At 45.6% G+C, this 21,463-nt stretch carries 16 protein-coding genes; 2 read left to right on the forward strand and 14 right to left on the reverse strand.

Features of this window, described 5'->3' with window-relative positions; translation table 11 throughout:
* Nucleotides 1-43: 43 nt before the first annotated feature.
* From MKY63_RS26305 to MKY63_RS26365, 13 genes are all read right to left on the reverse strand, one after another.
* Complete coding sequence (locus MKY63_RS26305; RefSeq protein WP_339810391.1) at nucleotides 44-1,846, reverse strand: alpha-L-fucosidase; 1,803 nt, start codon at nucleotides 1,844-1,846, stop codon at nucleotides 44-46.
* A complete protein-coding gene (locus MKY63_RS26310; protein ID WP_339810393.1) occupies nucleotides 1,840-3,006 on the reverse strand; it encodes a glycoside hydrolase family 88 protein in 1,167 nt (388 codons plus the stop codon). The genes MKY63_RS26305 and MKY63_RS26310 overlap by 7 nt, the downstream gene beginning before the upstream one ends.
* 47 nt (nucleotides 3,007-3,053) lie before the next feature.
* Nucleotides 3,054-4,085, reverse strand: coding sequence for a glycoside hydrolase family protein (locus tag MKY63_RS26315; RefSeq protein WP_178420256.1), 1,032 nt, complete (start codon nucleotides 4,083-4,085; stop codon nucleotides 3,054-3,056).
* A 16-nt stretch (nucleotides 4,086-4,101) separates the two neighbouring features.
* On the reverse strand, nucleotides 4,102-5,301 hold the full coding sequence (locus MKY63_RS26320; RefSeq protein WP_076099251.1) for a glucuronate isomerase: 1,200 nt from the start codon (nucleotides 5,299-5,301) through the stop codon (nucleotides 4,102-4,104).
* Between the two features lie 59 nt (nucleotides 5,302-5,360).
* The gene (locus tag MKY63_RS26325) at nucleotides 5,361-6,923 is read right to left on the reverse strand and encodes an extracellular solute-binding protein (RefSeq protein WP_036677873.1); all 1,563 of its coding nucleotides are present in this window, start codon (nucleotides 6,921-6,923) and stop codon (nucleotides 5,361-5,363) included.
* A gap of 208 nt (nucleotides 6,924-7,131) precedes the next feature.
* On the reverse strand, nucleotides 7,132-8,958 hold the full coding sequence (locus MKY63_RS26330) for a histidine kinase (protein WP_339810398.1): 1,827 nt from the start codon (nucleotides 8,956-8,958) through the stop codon (nucleotides 7,132-7,134).
* A complete protein-coding gene (locus MKY63_RS26335; RefSeq protein WP_076184581.1) occupies nucleotides 8,958-9,983 on the reverse strand; it encodes a response regulator in 1,026 nt (341 codons plus the stop codon). The genes MKY63_RS26330 and MKY63_RS26335 overlap by 1 nt, the downstream gene beginning before the upstream one ends.
* A gap of 170 nt (nucleotides 9,984-10,153) precedes the next feature.
* The gene (locus tag MKY63_RS26340; protein ID WP_339810400.1) at nucleotides 10,154-11,017 is read right to left on the reverse strand and encodes a carbohydrate ABC transporter permease; all 864 of its coding nucleotides are present in this window, start codon (nucleotides 11,015-11,017) and stop codon (nucleotides 10,154-10,156) included.
* A gap of 18 nt (nucleotides 11,018-11,035) precedes the next feature.
* On the reverse strand, nucleotides 11,036-11,929 hold the full coding sequence (locus MKY63_RS26345) for an ABC transporter permease subunit (protein ID WP_051491014.1): 894 nt from the start codon (nucleotides 11,927-11,929) through the stop codon (nucleotides 11,036-11,038).
* 179 nt (nucleotides 11,930-12,108) lie between these two features.
* A complete protein-coding gene (locus MKY63_RS26350) occupies nucleotides 12,109-14,469 on the reverse strand; it encodes a glycoside hydrolase family 95 protein (RefSeq protein WP_339810402.1) in 2,361 nt (786 codons plus the stop codon).
* 170 nt (nucleotides 14,470-14,639) lie between these two features.
* A complete protein-coding gene (locus MKY63_RS26355; protein ID WP_339810405.1) occupies nucleotides 14,640-16,454 on the reverse strand; it encodes a hypothetical protein in 1,815 nt (604 codons plus the stop codon).
* A 289-nt stretch (nucleotides 16,455-16,743) separates the two neighbouring features.
* Nucleotides 16,744-17,727 carry an aldo/keto reductase gene (locus MKY63_RS26360; RefSeq protein WP_339810407.1) on the reverse strand — a complete coding sequence of 328 codons (984 nt, stop codon included), beginning with the start codon at nucleotides 17,725-17,727 and terminating at the stop codon, nucleotides 16,744-16,746.
* A 15-nt stretch (nucleotides 17,728-17,742) separates the two neighbouring features.
* Complete coding sequence (locus MKY63_RS26365) at nucleotides 17,743-18,333, reverse strand: SDR family oxidoreductase (RefSeq protein WP_076125657.1); 591 nt, start codon at nucleotides 18,331-18,333, stop codon at nucleotides 17,743-17,745.
* Nucleotides 18,334-18,489: 156 nt separating this feature from the next.
* On the opposite strand from MKY63_RS26365, the gene MKY63_RS26370 reads away from it, so the two are divergent.
* Together MKY63_RS26370 and MKY63_RS26375 are read left to right on the forward strand one after the other, a co-directional pair.
* Nucleotides 18,490-19,398: an AraC family transcriptional regulator gene (locus MKY63_RS26370; protein WP_076184576.1), complete on the forward strand. Its 909-nt coding sequence runs from the start codon at nucleotides 18,490-18,492 to the stop codon at nucleotides 19,396-19,398.
* Nucleotides 19,391-19,546 (forward strand): hypothetical protein, encoded by a 156-nt coding sequence (locus MKY63_RS26375; protein WP_280752948.1) that lies wholly within the window; start codon nucleotides 19,391-19,393, stop codon nucleotides 19,544-19,546. The genes MKY63_RS26370 and MKY63_RS26375 overlap by 8 nt, the downstream gene beginning before the upstream one ends.
* 350 nt (nucleotides 19,547-19,896) lie before the next feature.
* Here MKY63_RS26375 and MKY63_RS26380 read toward each other — a convergent pair whose 3' ends face one another.
* Nucleotides 19,897-21,393, reverse strand: coding sequence for a glycoside hydrolase family 43 protein (locus MKY63_RS26380; protein ID WP_339810410.1), 1,497 nt, complete (start codon nucleotides 21,391-21,393; stop codon nucleotides 19,897-19,899).
* Nucleotides 21,394-21,463 lie beyond the last annotated feature (70 nt).

Raw genomic sequence — 21,463 nt, forward strand, 5'->3', positions numbered from 1 at the left:
CCAAGTGATTTGAGTTCTTTTTCATTATTACAATATAAAAATATCATAGTTGCAGTAGTTTTAAACATCTAGGCTGCATCAAATAACCCCCTGTAATAAGCTCTGCCTGCAATTGAATCGTATATTCTCCTGCCGTGGGGAGATACAGTTCACCTACTTGAAAGCTTTGAAAATTATTAACCTCAACGGTAGAAATAACTTTAGCTTGCAAAATTTGATCCGCAGCCTTGATGAGGTAGACTCCGCCACCGCCATTCTCTCCTTCTTCGCTGCGATATGCGATACTAACTTGAAATCTTACCGGACCTAATGTCCGGACATGCCAAACTGTGGTATCCTCTCTATCCTTCCAGTCCAACAAATTATCATGGTCTTTTTTTCCTGTATCGTAACGGAGGGTTGGACCAAAGATCTCGCTTTCAAATACCCCCAATTCTAGTAAGGTATCTTCTCCAAAGTCCAATAATCGGACTGGATTACCTTCTACAGGTTCTGCACAGACAATTGCGATGACCAGCGGCATGTTGTTAGAATTTTCGGCAAAGTTCGGTAAGCTGGGGAGTTCGATTTCCAGATCCTGCTCAGATAGCTTTGTGAAAAACAGCTCCTCCCCTCCATCTAAAGCAAATACCTTTTGAACAGCGGTCTTCAGACCGGGAACGATTAGCTTATTTCTCTTCTTAAGATCGAAAACATGCAGATATAATGTGTTTCCTTTCAAAGTGCATCTACCCCAAGACGGTTTGGCTGTGGGCGATTCTCCAGCACCGTAAATGCTATCCCCATTGGTATTTAACCAATCTCCTACTTCAAGCAAAATGGATTCGGATACCGGATCCCATTCCCCTGTCGCTGTTGGGCCGATATTGATAACCAGATTCCCATTTTTGCTAACCACATCGATGATCTGGCGGATGATAGTTACAGGGGATTTCCAATGGTGATCGGATCTCTTATACCCCCATGAGTCATTTAACGTAATAATATTCTCCCAGTACTTACCAAGGTTACGAGTCGTAAGTTGATTATCAGATGTATTTGAATAATCTCCAAGTGGTGCTTTCCATACTCTGCTATTGACCAAACAATCTGGCTGAATTGCATGTACCGCCGCCAAAAACGCTTCTCCTTGCTCACGGGTCAGTTTGCCCCCGCAATCAAACCACATTAAACCAACTTTTCCGTAGTCCGTCAGCAGCTCACGGACTTGAGGGATTGATTTGCTGTGCAAATATCGTTCAAAGCGGGTGTGTTTATCGGTATCATTTAACCAAGTTTGAACGTCATCATAAGCGCCGATATTCAGTGGATAATCCCAGGTATTCCCTTGAGAGTCTGGATCATGCCAATCCATCGCATGGGAGTAGTAAATTCCGAGTACCATTTCTTCCGCACGACATGCCTCCATTAGTTCCCGAAGGGGGTCACGGCCCAATGAGGTGTGCTTACTGATCGAATATTGGGATACACTCGAGTCATACATCGCGAAGCCGTCGTGATGTTTAGCTGTAAAGATGATATATTTTAGGCCAGCACGCTTGGCAGTCCGCACCCACTTCATTGCATCAAAAGCTGATGGATTGAACGCCGCGGCCATTTCCTCATATTCAGCAACTGGGATCTTCGCGCGGAGCATAATATGCTCACTGTAAGAAGCTTGTATTTCTTTTCCCATCCATTCACCCGCAGGCAGGGCATAAGGGCCCCAGTGAATAAACAAGCCGAGCCTGGCTTCCTGCCACCATTCCATACGCCGAGCCTGCTCGTTATCTATCGGAGTATCGACCGACTGTATACTATACGGATCATCGAGAAGGTTTTCTGTTGTTTTTTCGTCCCTTACCATAACTGAAGAACGGCTCCGCGGAGTTTAGATACAGCCTCGACGAAGAAATAATCGCCATAGATCAGTGGCGTATCGATGTGCACACCCCCTGGAAGATTGGATGTTCCAGAAAGAATCAATCCCTCCTCTTCCGGAATGTCCCAAGTCCCATAACTCTCATAAAGTGAGCGAACGATTTGTTCTGCGGCTCGGAGGTAAAAAGAGGCTTCCGCCTGTGGTAAGATCTTTGCCAGCTCGATCAAGCCACATGCCGCACATGCACCAGCAGAGGTATCACGCGGCTTTTCGCCTGCATCAGGTGCCCTGAAATCCCAGTGAGGTACATGATCCTCCGGAAGATTAGCCAAGAAGAAGTGCGCAGCTCTTTTAGCTCCCGATAGAAACTTGTTCTCTCCGGTATAGTGATAAGACAAAGTAAGACCGTAAATCATCCATGCGCTGCCCCGTGCCCAAGCGGATTCTTCCGCATAACCTTGGCCGGCCATAGCGCCGATTTTTTCTCCTGATTCCGGGTTGAACTGCAGAATATGATAACTTGATCCATCCGGACGTAAAAAATGCTCCACTACCGTTTCCGCATGCGCAGCGGCGATATGCCGGAAACGCGGATCCTCTGTAACTTCCGATGCCCAGTATAATAAGGGCAGATTCATTACAGTATCAATGATGGACCATCCCGCCCGGTTTATCTTCTCCGTGTCATGCCAGGCTCTGATAAATGACCCTTTCAGGTTAAAGCGGCTGGCCAGTTGAGCGGCAGCCATCAACCCGCGCTGCTTGGAGCGTTCATTACCAGTCACGCGGTAATTGGCCAAAGCTGAGAGTGTCCATATAAAACCGGCATCATGATGTACGGAAAGAGCATAAAGAGGTTCATCCAGTTTCTCTTCAATTTGCTCGGCGATTTCTTGCAGCGCCGGATAATTCCCCTCTGCGGCAATCTGCCACAAAATACCCGGCCAGAACCCTGCTGTCCACCACGATGGACGCATGTTGTCGTATACTCCACTCACGGAAGCATGCGGAAAACTAACGCCAATTCGCTTACTAGTCTTTTCCACTTTATTTACAATTTGTTGCCATGCGCTATCCGCCCATTCCAGAGTTGACTCCGAAATTACCAGTTCGCGAGTTTGTTGAGTTGGTAGTACATCTCCCATTTTAGTACCTCCTGTTAACATTGATGATATTTATGAAATTCAACCTCTTAAAGCGTTGTCCTTAGTGGAATGACCATATTCCAAGTGTGCTTCGCATTTCGGAACCCTCCCGGTCCATCTGCTACCGCAGCGAATAAATGGGTAGGAACCCCTTCCTGAAATAATAGGAACGGCCGTTCAAAGCTGCCCATCCACTGCTCAGTGCCGTCCTCCCAGAGAACTCGTCGGGAATACGATTGCGTTGAATCAGCCAGTTGCCAGTCGGTTCCATTCTTAGAAGATGCAAATATCCCACCGTGCTTTTCTCCACATATCCGGCCATCCATATCCTTGGCGATCATTTGGTACCCGTCCGCCGTCCGCCAGATAAATGGATCTTCAATATGAGACCGCTCTGGTGGAAACAGCGGTGCGTTGTTAATTACTCTATATGGCCCTTCGTCCTTAGATGAACCGGCAATGCCAAGCGTCATCTGTCCATAGGAATTGCCTTCGTATTTGCGGGCTTTATATACCAATAGCAAGGAGCCATCTTCGCGGATACAAGGAGCCGGATTGGATGTGAGGAAGCTGTCGAACCTGCCCGGACGTGTAGGCAGAATAGGTGCATCCATCCTTGTCCATGGTCCGAATACACTGTCGGCTACAGCTAGGCCAACACGTTTGTTGGCACGAGCGGCAATCACCCGATAGTCGTCAAGTTCCACTGTTTCATTAGGCTGCGGCTCAGCGAATGGATGAGTTGAGCCCATATAATACAACAGAAACTTATCGCCATAACGAAGGATATGCGGATTATGGGTGCTTCGTCCGTCCCAGTATTCCGCTCCCCTTGCGGGTAGTACGGTTTCTTCGTACGTATAGGGTCCTTCCGCGTTATCGGCAGATGCGCGGACAATTTCTGAGCGAAGTAACCATCCCGGATGCATCGGCAGCCACTTCGGCCAACGGGATGCGAATAAATGAAAACGCCCATCCTCGCCACGCACAGCTGAGCCGCACCACACCCACCAGTCCTCCATACGGAATCCTCCGTTCAAAGGAGCAGGCAACATTCGGTCCATTAATGAAAAAGTCATTTTCTCCCTCCATGGCTTATTGCTTAACATCCGTTAGTCTATAACGTTTAGCAGCACTGCCATGCAGCCATTCCGCAGCAATATCCAGCGCCTCATCCCGGCTGATCCAGCCTTCCGCTATTTGACTTTCCAAAAAGCGCGCAAGTATTTTTTTAACGATCAGCAGCTTGCCATATGTCCATTCGATACAGCGCGCATCCGAGACAATGAGCGAACACTTGAGCGGGGCGAGTGCCTCTAACCGATACTGCATGCTCTGCAAATAGGTACTGGGTCTGAAGTTATACCACCACATCCCGCCTACATGAACGTTAGGGAAATTCCATGCAGCCTGCACAACATCCAGGTTATTTAATTCCGAAGCCACCACCAGCTCAAACGGAATGGAATACCGTTCGAATAAACCGTACAGTTTAACAATCCGTAGCGAATCGTTAACTGGCGCAGCTGATGTATTACACCATCTGCGTTCGACGCCGAGAAACAACTGCAAGAACATTCCTCTTGCTTGCAGTTCCGAACAAATATGATGAAAGAGCAGCATCATGATTTCATCCGGTCCAGTTACGTTGCTAAGATTGTAAACATCATGAGCTTTGGCTTCAAAAGCTGGCAACGTAGTCATGATTCCTGGACAGCCCATAGTCTGATAAGACTGCAGCTGCTCGCTAATAAATTTTTTCGCTTGAGCATAAGCAGCCTCCCGGCTGGGATCATAGGAATCTGCAATATTCTTTGCCAGCTCAGGCAGCCAAGAGTCAATTCGAGGAATCAGTAGAGCATTTTCCCTCATGTGTGCAAAGTTGGCATGTTCCGGACGGTTTACAATAAACCGCTGCACATGCAGACGGTCAGCTACGTTCTGCGCCCAGCCGGGATCGTGACTTTGCTGTTTAATCGTTATATCCGCTTTGAACACCGACTCTGAATCTGTGATGGAGATACCGTACAGATCTTTCATGATTGCTGTAAAAGCACGATTCATCATCGTATTACGGGAAGCGTGGTAGGCGCTAACAAAAGAGTCAGCCCGTTTCTCTTTCGAAAGTTGGTCCGCATTCGCCGGATATCCTGCTGACTGAAGCTCTTGGTTCAACCAGAAATAATCGGCTATTTCCCAGAAGTCAGCCGCGTTTAGCTTATCGCCGACGAGATGGGTATGTGTATCGATTACAGGCAGACGCATGATTTCATCACACAATGAAGTTTGACTCATCGTTCTCCCTCCTAACTGGCAGGAAGCCCTTCGAATGAAGAGGCTTCCTGAGAATCTATCTATTTCCGGCTTTGCTGATTAAGGATTCCCTCATTATTTTTGTAGCGTTCTGTTGCTTCTTTTAAGATTTCTACGCCGCCTTTTTGCTTATATTCCTCGATGACTTTTGGGAAATCGCTAATCGGTTCTTTGCCATAAATCATTTTGACCATATGGTCTATGATCAATTTTGGTGCCTGATCGGGACGTTTAGAGGCAAGATCAGGGAACTTGCTGAAAGACTCCAGATCAGGTACAAATCCGATGCCCCCTAAGCCTTCTTTGCTCAGCGTTTCATCCAATGCTTTCAAGACATCTTTACCACCCGAAAGCAGCTCAGTTCGTTCGCGGTTGATCGTTCCGTCCCCTACCCAGCGCAGCTGTGTGCGGAATTTCTCTTCATCTTGGGCAGCCTTGTTCTCTGGCAGCTTATAATCAACTTTTCCGTCTTTTACCGTGTAATTTTCGCCTTCAATCCCAAAGCTATAGAAATTACTTGCTTCCGGGGTCTGCATCCATTCAAACATTTGAATAATCCGGGCAGCCTTTTCTTTACTGACCTTATTGTTGATATACAGTGAGGTATTGACCGAACTATACAAGCCATATCCTTTTTGTCCATTGTCACCGGTTGGCGACGAGATAATATCCACTTTCGCTTCCGGATTGGATGCGGCGATTTGGGTCCGGAAATCCAGTAGATTCTGCGCGTTAGCTGTCCAGATTCCTGCATTGCCTGCAGCAATATTTTCGCCATACTGCGCCGTCTGAATTGTTGCAAAATCCTTTTGAATGAGGCCTTCGTCATACATCGTTTTGTATACGTTCAGTGCTTTTTCCATATTCTCGGAATTATAAAATTTGGGTACGATCTCTCCATTATCCTCTGTAAACTGATAGCCAAGCGCGTCATATGCACCGAATGCGATATCTGCATATTTGAAGTTCTCACGCATCTGATAAGGAGCGCTCACACCGAGTTTCTTAAAAGCGCGTAGCACATTCAAGAAATCTTCAATCGTTACAGGTACCGGAAGGCCAGTTTTCTCCAATAAATCAGTTCGGATAAAGGTAGCACGTCGAGACGGATTGCTGAGCCAAGTCGGAATGCCATATATTTTTCCGTCGTAGCTGACTTCATCCCATGCTTCCTGCGGGACAACCTTCATCAGGTTAGGCGCATTCTCCTTCAGCAGATCATCCAGCGGCATAAAAACACCAGCCTGAACCGACCCAGCCATCGATTTATCCGTAGCCCCTCCGACATTTTGAACCACATCCGGGATATCACCGCCGGCAAACATAACCGCCATTTTGGAATCAAAGTCCTTCAAAGGAATTAACTTAATGTCTAAATCGACATTCGCCCGTTTCTCCAACTCCTTGACCCACTTATCAGTATTAATATCTTTAGAACTTTCCGTGTAAGCGTTTCCGCTTGTGTTTAACGAAATACTAAATTTAAGCGGTTTTGATTCGCCTGCTGCATCGGCGTTACCGTCCGATGTTTCATTGCTTCCGCATCCTGCGACGAGACTTGAGACAAGCGCCGTGGATAGGATCAGACTAACCCATTTTTTCATCTGGATAATCCCCCTTATTAGTATAAAAAGGTATTTGGTTTACCTGTACCCATCATAAATCTGTATCATCAGCTCTCCCATGGGGTGGATTATTGTGGGATGTGTTTTTTTGTGATCGGTTGCCGTTATAAAAAAGGCCATCCCCAAAAGTCCGCGGCTCGGACCTCAGGACAGCCTTTTGATCCTCGTTCTCTTCGGCGAGTAGCGCCTATGCGTTAAGCACTTGATGTTCCTTCCTTCCGGAAATCGGCATTCTCATGATCATGCGTGTTCCCCATTCTGGACTGCTTTCTACGTCAACGCCGAATTCTTCTCCGAAGACAAGCTGAATCCGGCGATGAACATTTTGCACACCGATGCCGCCTGGGCTTCCTTTACCTTCATCCACATCGGCGAGTCGATTTTCGCTCAGTTTGAGGCGAAGTTCTTCAAGCCGCTCCGGGGTCATCCCGCTGCCATTATCCGTAATGCTGACCCAGAAGATATCGCCATCCTCTCCAGCATCAATCGTAATTGTGTGATGATCTTCAACACCATAACGAAAAGCGTGCTGGAACACATTTTCGACAAGTGGCTGTAAGGTCAAACGGACCATTTTGCGCAGAAGCATTTCAGGCTTTATCCGCACATCGATTTCAAACGGCCTTCCGATCCGGTGATTGATAATGACCATATAATGGATGACATGCTTCAGCTCATTGGCCACGGTTATCTCTTCAAGATTGGTGCGCACCGAATAATGCAGCATGTAGGACAGGGCTCCGACAATTTCTGATATTTCATCTGAATCCTGAATTACTGCATAGCAGACCACCGTTTCGAGCGTATTATATAAAAAATGGGGGTTGATCTGTAACTGTAAGGATTGGAATTCGGCCTTCTGCCGCTCGGCTTCCACTTCCTTGTTCTTCAGTTCTGATTGATACACGGTGTCCACAAGCTCTGACAGGCGCGTTACCATCAGATTGTAACGAACGATAAGCCCAGTGACCTCATCCTGGCTTTTCGGAAGGGAGATTAATTCCCAATTTCCTTTTTCGGTCTGGCTCATTCCTTTCATCAGTATACGGATTGGTGTAGTAACAGACTTACCAAATCGGCTTGCCAGAAACAGCGCTATCATAAATGTCAAAATCGCGACAGCAATAATATAATTCCGGATGGTAATTAGCGGCTTTTGCAGCTGAGTGTCTGGAATGGATACAACCAGATGCCAACCGGAATATTCCGCATTACGGCTGATATAAGATTTTTCCACTCCCTCTGCCGAGCTGCGGAACATCGCATCTCCTGCTAGCTCAATTTGCTTGCCAAGACTATCGGGAATCAACGTCCCTACTTTGTTTTGATCGTTATGATATTGAATCCTGCCTTCGCCATCTACAATAAAAAAATAGCTTTCGGGACCAAGATCGATTCCTTTCCATAACGTAGAGAGCTCCTCCGCTTTGACTTCGATGCCTACAAATCCTTTCATCTCTGGTGACTGAAGACCGCGAATGCTGCGGATTAAGGTCAACATCGGCGTTTGATCCCCACGGATACTGTAATTGATTACATTCAACTGTCCACTGACATCTGTATGTTCTTTGAAATACCGGATCTGTCTAGCGGTGTCTTCCTGTGTAAAAGATGGCGCTGAACCGCCATTATAATAATAAAGCGCATTCCCGGAATACCCGATAATATATAAGGCTTCAATCTCGGGATTGCGAATCCATACAGGTTCAACAATAGCATCGCGTATATCGGTCGTGTAGCGGTAATTTTCATATTCCTCACGGTCTGCTGATAGATCAATATATCTTTTAACTCTCAAATCCGTTAGTAGCGCCACGGTCGACCGTTGATAGGATGAAATATAGAGATTGGTATGATGAACTGCATTATTTACGATCTGAATCATTTGGTTTTCAGTGCTTGCCTGCAATTGCTTGGCAGAAATGCTGTAGAAGGAAATCCCCAGCGCTGACAGGGAAAGTAAGATGACAATGGTAAAATAAAATAGCAGCTTCCGGCTGAGGGTTGCTCTCATTATTCAATGCCAAACGAAGCACGGTATTCCGAAGGTGATACACCCACATGATTTTTAAACGTCTTCGTAAAATGAGGATAATCCTCATAGCCTACATGAATCGAGATGTCACTGATTGTCATGGTGGGTACGGCAAGAAGTCTGCGCGCTTCCTCCATTCGTCTCCGGATCCGATAGTGTACAAAGGTTTCTCCCGTCATTTTTTTGAATAATGCGCTGAAGTAGGTGCGGGCAAGTCCCACCCGTTTGGCTACTTCTTCTAACGATACATCCTCAGCCAGATGTTTATCAATGAAAGCTTTTGCTTCTTCAACCGGGTCCTTATAGTTGCCTTTGCGAGTAAGTTGCAGCTCCGCAAGTATACCGTTTATTATCGCGACAAATGCTAACATCGTTTCTTTTTTCGTATTGGCGGCTTTCACATCTCCGCAGCACCGGGACTGAGGCTTCCAGCCTCGGCGTTCCAAGCGATCTACGATCATTTGCAGACAATCATTCAGCACTGCATCCATGCTAAAGACGTTCAATCCTTCAAATAAACCGGATGTTTCTCTTTCATCAAGCAGACGGTTTGTCTCATCACGTTGCAGCAGCCAGATGTGTTGTTCCAGCTGTTCGGCCCAATCCACGTATTTATGAACAGGAATAATGCTGCCTGTCATGCCTGATATCAGTTCTCTCAGCATATCATGCACATCCTGCTGGAGAACCGGCTTCAGTAAATACCGCTTAACGCCATAAGCCATTGCTCGTTGTGCATATTGAAAGTCATTGTACCCGGAAATGACTGCCACCTGGACATGACTGTAATCACGGTGAATTCGTTCACATAAATCAAGGCCATCCATCCGCTTCATGCGCAAATCTGTCAGCACTAAATGCGGTTCTAGCTTCTGGATGGTTTCTAAAGCTGCTTCTCCGTCGTCGGCTGTATAAATTGCGGTGAATGAGACCGGATAACGCTGGACCATCTTCACCAATCCTTTTTGAATGACAGGCTCATCTTCTACAATCAATACTCGCACTTGTATCAAATCCCTTCCGGAATGGAATCAGAATCAGTTGTCTTGTGGTATGAAATTGATTAGAAGTTGCGATCATTGGCAACGCTTCCATTTTTGAGTTTGGATTATATCTTACCATATTTTGATAAGCAGATGGCTGTTTCTTTTAAAGGATGATGCAAGCTGGTTGATTAAGACTTAATAGATCCGATTAACATCCCTTTGATAAAATACTTTTGCAGAAACGGATACACGATAATAATCGGTATGACGGAGACGACAATAACTGCCATTTGCACACCTGCCGGAGATACTTCATTTACGTTTTCTAATAAGCTGCCCGCTTGCCCAAGGTCGTTACTCAGTACGATTTCCCGAAGCCGCAGCTGAAGTGGATAAAGCGCTCGTGTATTGATAAAATACAACGCCGATGAATAAGAATTCCAATGGGATACCGCGTAGAACAAGCCCATAGTTGCCATAACAGGTTTGGACAAAGGAAGGATGACGCTCCACATCGTGCGCAGCTCTCCCGCTCCATCCATTCGCGCGCTGTCTATCAGCTCAGTAGGCAGGGCTGAGAAAAAAGAACGCATGATGAACAGGTTATATGCACTGATGGCCGATGGGATGATTAATACCCATAAAGAGTCGATCAAGTGCAAGTTTTTGATGACCATATAGTTCGGTATGAGCGGAGCGTGAAATATCATCGTAATTAGGATTAAAATCAGAACTCCTTTGCGCATCGAATATTCGGATCTGGATAAAGGATAGGCCAGTGATGCAGTTAAAATCAGATTAATAAGCGTTCCGACAACGGTAATAAATATACTTACCATGAAAGCTCTCCAGATGGAGGTATCCCCAAGAATAACTTGATAATTCATAAGCGTCCAATCTATTGGGAATAGCTTAACCTCGCCTGCATTAATGGCATGTGTGCTGCTAAATGATTTGGCGAGCACATGCAGCAGAGGGAAGACCATCAAGCACCCGACCAGCATCAGAAATATATAGTTGAAAACGTCAAATAGGCGACCTTTATTTTTCATTTACTCTTCGACTCCTTTCTAGTAAAGTCCATCCCCTGATGCTTTTTTACTAAGCGTATTCCCGATCATGACTAGCAACAGTCCGACGACCGATTTAAAGAGGCCTATAGCTGTTGTATAGCTGTATTGCTGATCAATAAGACCCACTCGGTATATATAAGTATCGAGAATATCTCCATTGGTCTCATTAAGCGAATTGATAAATACAAACACTCGCTCAAAGCCAAAATCAAGGAAGTTACCGATATGAAGCAGGAACATAATCATGATAGTGGGCAAGATCGTCGGGATCGTTATAGATAAGGTTTGTTTCCAACGATTTGCTCCGTCAATCCGAGCCGCTTCGTACAGCTCAGGATTCACAGCAGCGAGTGCGGCTAAATAAACAATAGTTCCCCATCCACTGTCTTTCCATATGCCTGTTCCAACCAGGATGGTACGAATATACGAGTCCTCGCCCAGAAAATAAACGGAGTCGAGCCCAAAAGCATTTAAGATCTGGTTCACGATACCTGTCGTTGGGGACAAAATGCCGATCATAATCCCCCCAATAATGACCCATGAGAGAAAATGAGGCAAATAAACGACGGTCTGCAAAATCCGTTTATAGAAAGCTTTTCTCACTTCATTAAGAAGGAGGGCGAATATTATGGGAACCGGAAAAGCAAAGACCATATCATATAGGCCGATCAGGATAGTATTTTCAAGAATTCTCAAAAACTCTGGATAGGTGAACATCCGCCGGAACTGATCAAGGCCAACCCACGGACTGCCTGTAAAACCTTTGAATATGTTGTAGTTTTGAAAGGCCATGATGGAACCCGCCAAGGGTAAGTATTTAAATACGATAAAAAAAATAATGCCCGGAAGTGAAATGAGATATAGCGCCTTATATTTGCGCAAATTGGTCATTCGTCTTTGGAATGGGGAAAGATCTGGCCTGCTCGCTGACAATGCGGCTGGCACTTGTTGTGGCATAAATATCGCTCCTTTGGTTGCAGTTTGGGTTTTGTTGTATGGCTAATGTTAATCCAATATCCAGGTCTTCAAAATGGAGATTTTTCGGCTTGCCTGTGTTTTATTACGATAGACTATTGTGCATAAATCTTGCGGGACTTCCCTGCAACTGAAGAAAAAGTATATTCAAATCCCTGACCATCGCTAATAAGAGATTGTTCTGGCAGATCGAGCGGAACGGCAGACCAAATTCGATATTCAGCGGTAACCGTAGAGTGAATCGTCGCTTCATCCAGCTTTCCTTGGCTCCAAGAAAGATCAACGGTAAAACCACCTCTTGCTCTCATCCCCCTTATGCTGCCTGAAGACCACTCCTTGGGAAGGGCAGGTAATAGTCGAAGTTCTCCTCGGTGGGATTGCAGCAGCATTTCTGCTACCCCTGCTGCTCCACCAAAATTGCCGTCTATTTGAAAGGGTGGATGGCAGTCTAAAAGATTCGAATACGTGGAGGAGGCTAACAGTTTAATTAAATGCTCATAGGCTTCCGCACCCATACCGAGACGGGCATAAAAGTTGACGATCCATGCCCTGCTCCAGCCGGTATGACCTCCACCTCCGTCAAGGCGGCGTTCAAGCGTTCGCCGGGCTGCTGCGGCAAGCTCAGGGGTGTGCCTCATGTCAATCTGTTCCCCCGGATGTAATGCGAACAACTGAGAAATATGCCGGTGACCTGCGTCTTGCTCTTCGTAGTCAAACAGCCATTCCTTAATCTGTCCATGACTGCCCACACTCGGCTGTGGAATGTGTTCAAGCGTCTCATGTAGTTCAGAGAGAAACATTGTATCTTCTTCTCCGAGAATTAATGCCGCTTCCGAACAGGCGGATAGCAATGTATATGCGATTTGCAAATCCATGGATGGTCCCATACAGAGGCTGCCGCTGCTTCCGTCCGAAAGAAGGAATCGGTTTTCCGGGGAGACAGAAGGCCCAGTAATTCGTAAGCCACCTTCCTCTACCATGTAATCAAGCAGAAAAATCGCTGCTTCCTTCATCACTGGATAGGCCCTTTCCTTGAGAAAAGAAAGGTTCAGTCCAAACCGGTAGTGTTCCCACAAATGAAGGCATAACCAAGCAGCACCCATTGGCCAGACCGTGCAGGTAATTAGGATGCCTTCTGGTCGGGTTTCCGCCCATAAGTTAGTGTTATGATGAGCAACAAAACCGCGACAGCCATACATTTCTTTTGCCGTTTCTTGACCGTTCAACTGCATCCGTTCGATCAGATCAAACAGCGGTTCATGGCATTCAGCCATATTTAGGACTTCGGCAGGCCAGTAATTCATCTGGAGGTTAATATTAATTGTATATTTTGATTCCCATGGCGGGGTAAAGCTATCATTCCATATGCCTTGCAGATTAGCAGGCAACGTACCTGGTCGAGAACTGGAAAGCAGTAAGTAGCGCCCATACTGTACATATAGTGCAACTAGTCCTGGATCACCAGACTCATTGGGATTGCTTCTTTCATCTTTTGCTTGCTGTAACCGCTGTAATCGCTTATCGGTAGGAAGCTCAGCGTACAGGTCTCCCCCCCTAGTTAAATCGATTGAAAATCGAGCAAACCGGGACTTGTATTCCTCCTTATGCTGCTTTATTAGAGTTGCAAAAGACTGAGCCGTAGCTTGATCCAATTGCTCTAGACAGGCTTTTTCAGGTTGATCTACGCGAAAGGTACTCTGCGCTGCCAGCATAAGGGTGACGGAGTCTGCCCCCTCAATAGAGATGTAATCCCCGATGAGCCTCTGGCGGCCCCCTTGTTGAACTGCCCTTAGTGCTGTGCAAAAGCGAACGCCATCCGCTCCGCATTCCCCATTCATTAAAACTGTGTTTGCAGGACCAGTGCTACAGCCGGTATCGAACGGACGACGCATAAGATTCGCAGCCAACGTGATCTTGCCAAGTCTGTCAGCTGTCAATCGGACTACCAATACACCGTCCGGTTCACTTATAAAATATTGCCTGTAATAGCGAACCCCGCCACAACGGTACGATACCGTAACGACCGCTTGCTCCAAGTCGAGCTCCCGCTCATATTCTTCTATAACCTCACTGGAATCCAGAAACTTTAAAATCAAATCTCCAAGTGGCTGGTACGGCTGCTCATATTTTGGTGAAGCAGTCATAGCCATTCGTGCCAAATGTTCTGCCTCCGCCTGCCTGCCGTCTTTCAGCATTTGCCGAATCTCTGTTAAATATGGCTGAGCTGCAGGATTAGCTGCACGTCCAGGGCCGCCGTACCAAATTGAATCTTCGTTAAGCTGGATTTTATCTTGGCCGATCATACCGGACACCATTGCCCCGAGGCGCCCATTTCCTATGGGAAAAGCCTCATTCCAATTTGACGCCGGGTTTGTATACCATAATCGAAGACGTTCTGATTCCTGCTTGGTTGCCGGTAATGCCACCTCTTGTTTCGCTCGTCTTCTTTCACTCAACTCTTGTTCACCTGGCCTTTCCTATTTTCAGGTCATATCATTCGTCAGTAACTCTACTTCCTATGCTACTCTTGATCCTGATGTCTCTCCATGGCATAGATTGTTAGGGGTTGTGTTTTTTTATGATCCAAACTAAAAAGGATGCGGAAAATTCCGCACCCTACTGTAAATTATTTTTTTATAATACTGAGCGCATTTCGACCTAAACGTTCCGTCAGCTGCTGTTTGTAGAGACTATTAATGACGACATGTTGACCGCAACTGCACCAATATCCATCTTCACGGGGCCGGGAATCATAATCGTTAGGAACCAGTCCGGGTACCTTGCTACCAACATGGCCAATGGCGTAATTTTGAGCAGTTGGTGGCCGCTGTAAAGTGAGCTCTCCGTGTGTATTCCAAGTCACATAATTCGCACCTGTCCAACCATGTCCGCTGCCTAACCACGCCCTATCCCGAATAGAGATGGGAGCTTTGATATTATCGAACAGGCCTCCGACTGACCAGCGATGATGAGGTTCACTGGTGTTATAATTTTTAACAGCTTCTCCATCCAGAAATACATTCGGCCCCGGTACCCAGCTATCGACGGTGAACGCATGCCGCGCCGTCTCTGTATAAATACGTTGAGCGAGATTTAGCTGGCCCATCTGATGTATGACATAACGGCGACCCCCAGTAACCACACTGATCATATCGTACATTTGACAGTCCTGAACCGTAATCCATTTGGAATAACGCTTCATTTGAACGAGAGAATAGGACAGATGATAACCTCTCACCTCTCGAACCCAGCCATTCTTCACACTGTTGAACACGACGAAGCGTTCAGCATGCTTTTCGTCCGCATAATAAGGATCTGTTGTATCGTTATCCATCTTAATATCTATAATACTTGGGTCAAAATCGGACTCTACCCTCATATTCTCTACCCCAACCTGCTGAATGCGGACATCGTCCGTATATTTATAGATCTCTCCGCCGCCCCACTGACGTTCGATAGCATTCGCCAATGGGGCATCGACCGTAATCGTATTACCTACAATAGCAGTGATGACTCGGTCAAAATCCAGATTGAACGGTGACCATTGGGTTACGGTTCCACCCGGGCGCTTATATATGTTACCCATACCAATTTCGTGAATCCAATTTTTATTACCTATTCTGCGGACTATGATCTGATCGCCTACATTGTAAGCACCCCCGTCTTCTACATGGAAAGAACGCGAGCCTGAGGGCACATACAAATCAGAAATCATCTGCTTCGAGTTGCTGTCCAGCATAAGATCTGCATTTTCACCAATTTCAATTAGATTTCGCAGTTTCGCTCCGGTACCATAGAGAATAGTGCCCTCTTTGTCCTGACCTTCACCGCGAAGGACGATCCCACTTGCTTTAATGAACAACGTGCCTCCGACTTCATATCTGCCTTTTTTCAAAAGGACTGCCCCGCGGAATCCGTTCTTATCGAGCGGGAGCATAGCCAACTGGTCAATTGCCACCTGAATACGGTCCGTCGCGTCTCCGTCCAAGGGTAGAACGGTCGACTTAACGGGAATATTCGGGATCTCAACACCACCACCCCTATAACCCACATTAGAAAAGTCCAAGATACGATTACCTCGATAATCACCGATATACATCATCATTCCATCGTTACCAAGGAAAGCGATTGTGCTCTGTCCCGCGGGGATGCTCTTTGGATCCAGCACGGTAAAATAATATGAGTCATACTGAGGAGCTATTCCGTCCTGCTTGAGGGTCATTCGCAGTTCATAAGTACCCAGTAGATCAGCCGTGCCTAACGGTGTCCATTCCATTAACGAGTCTTTAACCATAGGAGTCTCAGGCAACTCAGTCACCAGTTTCGTTCTATCAAAAATCAATTCACCGGCAACCCTTCCGTTAACACACGGTGTGAAGGAAACCGTCGGGTACACCTGACTTGGATTGAGGATGGCTGGTTGGCCAATTTCAGTATTCATGTGCGTATGCTTCAATGTGGAATTAATAATAAAGAGTTCATCTCCTTTTCTATATTCACTCTCACATATCGGATACATATTACCTTGGCTTAAGAAGAATTAACATGTCATTTTTATCGATTGGAATGTGTTTTCTTATTCACCTATTTATGCAAACCCTTGCACCCGCATGGTGCTGAGCAACGATTAAGCCAAACTAAAGACAAGTTTCTAAAGGCACTAAATGGTAGATGAAAGTTTAGCTTAGGTAAAAAAAAGGCGCGATCCCCAAGGGTATCACGCTTTTTATCTAGCTTAGATTTCCTATAACTGGGTGTGGCACATAAGGCTCTTCCAGACTCGCTATTTCACTTGGCTCCAGCTTCACTGATACCGCTGCAACGGCGTCCTCCAGATGATTTGCTTTGGTTGCACCAATGATAGGCGATGTTACTTGCTCTTTTTGCAGAACCCAAGCAAGCGCTACTTGGGCACGTGGAATCCCGCGCTTTGCCGCAATTTCGGCAACTACCTCAACAACCTTGCGGTCAGCCTCAGCCATTTTTGCATAAAATGCCTTTCCGACTTCGTCTATCTCTGAACGAGCTGTTTGTTCATTCCAATCACGGGTTAGTCGACCTTTAGCAAGCGGACTCCATGGGATCACACCGATTCCTTCTTCCCGGCAAAGAGGCAACATTTCCCGTTCTTCTTCCCTGTAGAGTAGATTCAAGTAATTTTGCATAGAGACAAATTTAGTCCAACCGTTACGCTCAGCAACATGCTGTGCCTGCAAGAACTGCCAAGCATACATAGAGGACGCTCCAATATATCTAACTTTACCTGCCTTTACTACGTCATGAAGGGCCTCCATGGTCTCTTCGATAGGAGTGTCATTATCCCAACGATGGATCTGGTATAGGTCCACATAATCTGTGCCCAGCCGTTTTAGACTGTTGTCTATTTCGGTCATAATCGCTTTGCGTGAAAGTCCTGCTCCATTTGGTCCCTGATGCATCCGGAAAAACACCTTTGTAGCAATGACTACCTCATCGCGGCGAGCGAATTCTTTTAAGGCACATCCGACAATTTCTTCGCTTGTTCCGTCAGAGTATACATTAGCCGTATCAAAGAAGTTGATGCCAAGCTCCAGGGCTCTTTTAATAAAGGGTCTGCTCTGCTCCTCATTTAGCGACCACGGAGCCATTCCACGTTCAGGTACTCCGTAACTCATACAACCAAGACAAATTCTAGATACATCCAAACCAGTACGACCAAGTTTTGTATATTCCATTAGTTTGTGTCTCCTTTAGATTTTGGGTTTGTTTACTCCTAAACTGCGGCGAATTTCCATATCTGGTGACTCGGCCAATTTAACAACTAATGCAGCCACACTTTTTCGCGACACTTCTCTCCCTTTAAAAGGTTCACCTTTCTGAGTTGTTTCGTAGTCTATCTCGTCTTTATAGGTAAACCATCCAGGTCTCAGAATTGTATAGTTAAGATTTGAAGCTTCAATAATTTCTGCAGATTTACGATATGGATCCAATATACTGCTGTACTTCTCTCCTGGAACTTCATCGTAAATGCCCATTGAGCTGATAAAAATCAAACGTTTAAGACCAGTGGTGTTCATTGCTTCAACGATAGTCTTAGACATTTTCTCCAAATTACCTGCCAGATTAGCATAAACAACATCTTGCCCGATCATCGCTTCTTTTAATTGCTCACTATCCAACACATCTCCTTCAACTACTCGAGCACGGCTGGATGTTATATGGCTTAATCTGTCCGAGTTACGGAGATAAAGTGTTAAGCGGGCATCGGTTTCGTTCAAAAACAAATCAATCGCATGTCGTGCAATTCCGCCATTAGCGCCTATGATCAAAACATTGCTCAATTTCAAAACCCCTTTCTTAGTTCTAATTATGCGATAAATGAAGTGAACGCCGTTATCTCAATTATCTTAAATGATTGCCTATTCCTCTCACTATCACTAACACAAAAGATGTTTTTACTTTATAATTGAATAAGAACAAAACATTAGGAGGAGCACATGTCTAAAGAATTACTAGAGCGGAAAGAAGAACTCGCCAGATTGATTGAACATCATTCGAGCCAGGATGGAGTATATGAGACCGCTATCCCCTCATTGTTTGTGATTCGTAACTCCAATGTGACCGAGCCAGTATACAGAGTATACAAACCTTCTTTATGTTTCATTGCGCAGGGAACAAAGGAGATCTTATTGGCCAAGGAGCGTTTTGAGTATGGTCCCGCAAATTATCTAATATCATCAATGAATTTACCCGTTATCGGTCAGATTATAAAAGCTTCTCCCAACGCACCCTATTTAAGCTTTAAGCTAGAATTCACGCAGAGTCAGATTTTGAAAGTACTAAATGATTCCGAATTTAAACTCGCTCCGAAAGAAAATGCTAAGCGCGCTATGTATGTCGGGCAGATAGAGTTACCACTATTGGATGCGATCCTGAGATTGGTACGTTTGCTGGATGATCCCAAGGACATTCCGTTTTTGGCTCCGATTTATACTGATGAAATTCTATACCGGCTTCTGCAGGGACCCTATGGAGTTACACTCGCTCAAATTGCGATGGAAGGTAGCAGCACCTACCGCATTCGGGAGGCCATCGAACAGATTATCGAGAACTGTGATAAACCTTTGCGGATTGAAGAGCTTGCTGAAACAGCCAGTATGAGTATTTCTTCGTTCCATAGACACTTCAAAGAGGTAACTGCCATGAGTCCTATTCAGTTTCAAAAGCATCTGCGCTTACAGGAAGCTCGCCGCCTTTTATTATCTGAATCAGCGGATGCAGCGGATGTCGCGTTCCGAGTTGGCTATGAAAGTGCATCACAATTCAGCCGCGAATATTCTCGGATGTTTGGTTCACCACCTAGAGCAGACATCAAGCGTTTGAAGGAAGATATGCTCATTGGATAAAAGCGAACGTGTTCGTCATTCACAATATGGAACTATCAGCTTAACACCAACTTGTATGGGTAACCTTTGCGCACAGGCTGATTCTATCGGGCTGGTCCTATCAGGTTTATCCTATCTGCTGATCACTATCGGACCCATGGGACCTTAAACGTAGTATTATCTCACATTTGGGATGCTAAAGGACCGCATAGCCGCTATTGGCTCAGAAAACACTCAATATGAATCTATTTCGAAGTAATAGCTGCATTGGGGTCCGAAACTATGCTTAAAAAGGGATTAATATGCAAATAACGTCCTCTGAGTCCTTAAGCCCAAGAGGTTGATAAATACAAGCTGAGGGAGACAACCAACGACGACAAAAAAACAACGATATCCAAACAACAACAACAACAACCAAAAAACACAAAGCAGCGATTCATCCATACTTGGAGAATCGCTGCTTTGTATTTTTCACAAGCTAACACTGCTTTTTCTGACGATCACGTAGCCGACCGCCTTTTATTTCTTTTGATAGCTAAACCAATCATAATAAGCAGTTGTTCCATAAGGAGAGTAGTTATACATGCCGAAGAATACTCCAGTAAATCCGCCTGCGACTTCAGTAGATATCAAGTGTGTCTCGGCTTCGCCAAGCAGATGCCATATTTGATCCACACCTCGATAGTAAAATATATATTTTTCAGGTAATGCCTGGATTCTCAATTCTACCCCTGTACCTTCGAAAGCCGAAGAATATGCCACATCACTAATGCTCCCTACCTGTCTGCGCAGCGTAATAACATTTTCACCTTCCATCTGCGTTAGTCCAATTGCGTAGTGATACTTCTGATCCATAAAAACTACAAGACCAGCTTCGTCACCCTCAAGAGGGCTAAATTCCATTTTGGTGGTAATTTCACAATTCAAATGCCGCTGTCTACAGCCAATAAAAGCAGGCGTTCCCTTTTCGTTTAATCTCACATCTGATCCACGTAAAGCTAGCCACCCTCCCCGTTCCTGCAATGACCAATCCACCTTATTAGCATTACGTATGAAATTCCAGCTCATTCTTAGGTCAGATTGATCAAAATCGTCGGTTTCAGGCTCTTCTTCCCACGGCATTGGTGAAGGCAGGTCAGCTTCCATTTCTAAACCAACCACTCCGTTATCACCAATCATTGGCCACCCCTCCTCCGTCCACTGAACCGGAGCCAAATATGTCTCTCTGCCAAGATGATGACGGTAAGGATAACCTACTGGTCGAATCCCCAGAAATACCGCCCACCAGCTACCATCCTGTGCTTCAACTAAATCGGCATGCCCTGTAGCTTGAATGGGGTAATCTGAACTTCGATGTGTCAAAATGGGATTGTGAGGAGACGATTCATAAGGCCCATATGGCGATCTACTTCTTGCAATAGTCTCCATATGTCCATATTCTGTCCCACCTTCCGCACACATCAAATAGTAGTAATCGTTTATTTTGTAAAGATGTGGACCCTCAGGGAATTTTCCTCCGCTGCCAGTCCAGATCAAGCGTGTATCGCTAAGCTTTTGACCCGTTTCAATATCAATCTCACATTGGTAGATCCCCATCCCTTGCTCGGAGCCTGTGCTTGTGAAATAAACCTTTCCATCATCAAAAAACAAGGAGGGATCAATGCCTTTCTGCTCCACATAAAGTGGATTCGACCATTCGCCTGCCGGGTCATCCGCCCAAACGTAGAAATGACCCCCGCTATCCTGATTTGTCGTAACCATATAAAAACGACCGTTATAATAACGAAGAGTCGGCGCCCACACACCTCCGGACATCACGGATTCATCAAATTGAAGCTGATTCTCACGAGTCAAACAGTACCCAAGCTGCTTCCAATGCACCAAATCCTTGCTGTGCCAAATGGGTATTCCCGGAGAATAGGCAAATGAACTATTTACCAGATAAAAATCCTCGTCTACTCTGCAAATGCTTGGATCTGGATAAAACCCCGGGATAATCGGATTGTTATATTTCATGTAGTATTCTCCTTCTCTATCTTAATCACTGAAACCTATGTCAAGGATTATACTGCTTCAACTGGATAGA

It is taken from the genome of Paenibacillus sp. FSL R7-0189, from assembly GCF_037969925.1.
Taxonomy (GTDB): Bacteria; Bacillota; Bacilli; order Paenibacillales; family Paenibacillaceae; genus Paenibacillus_AQ; species Paenibacillus_AQ odorifer.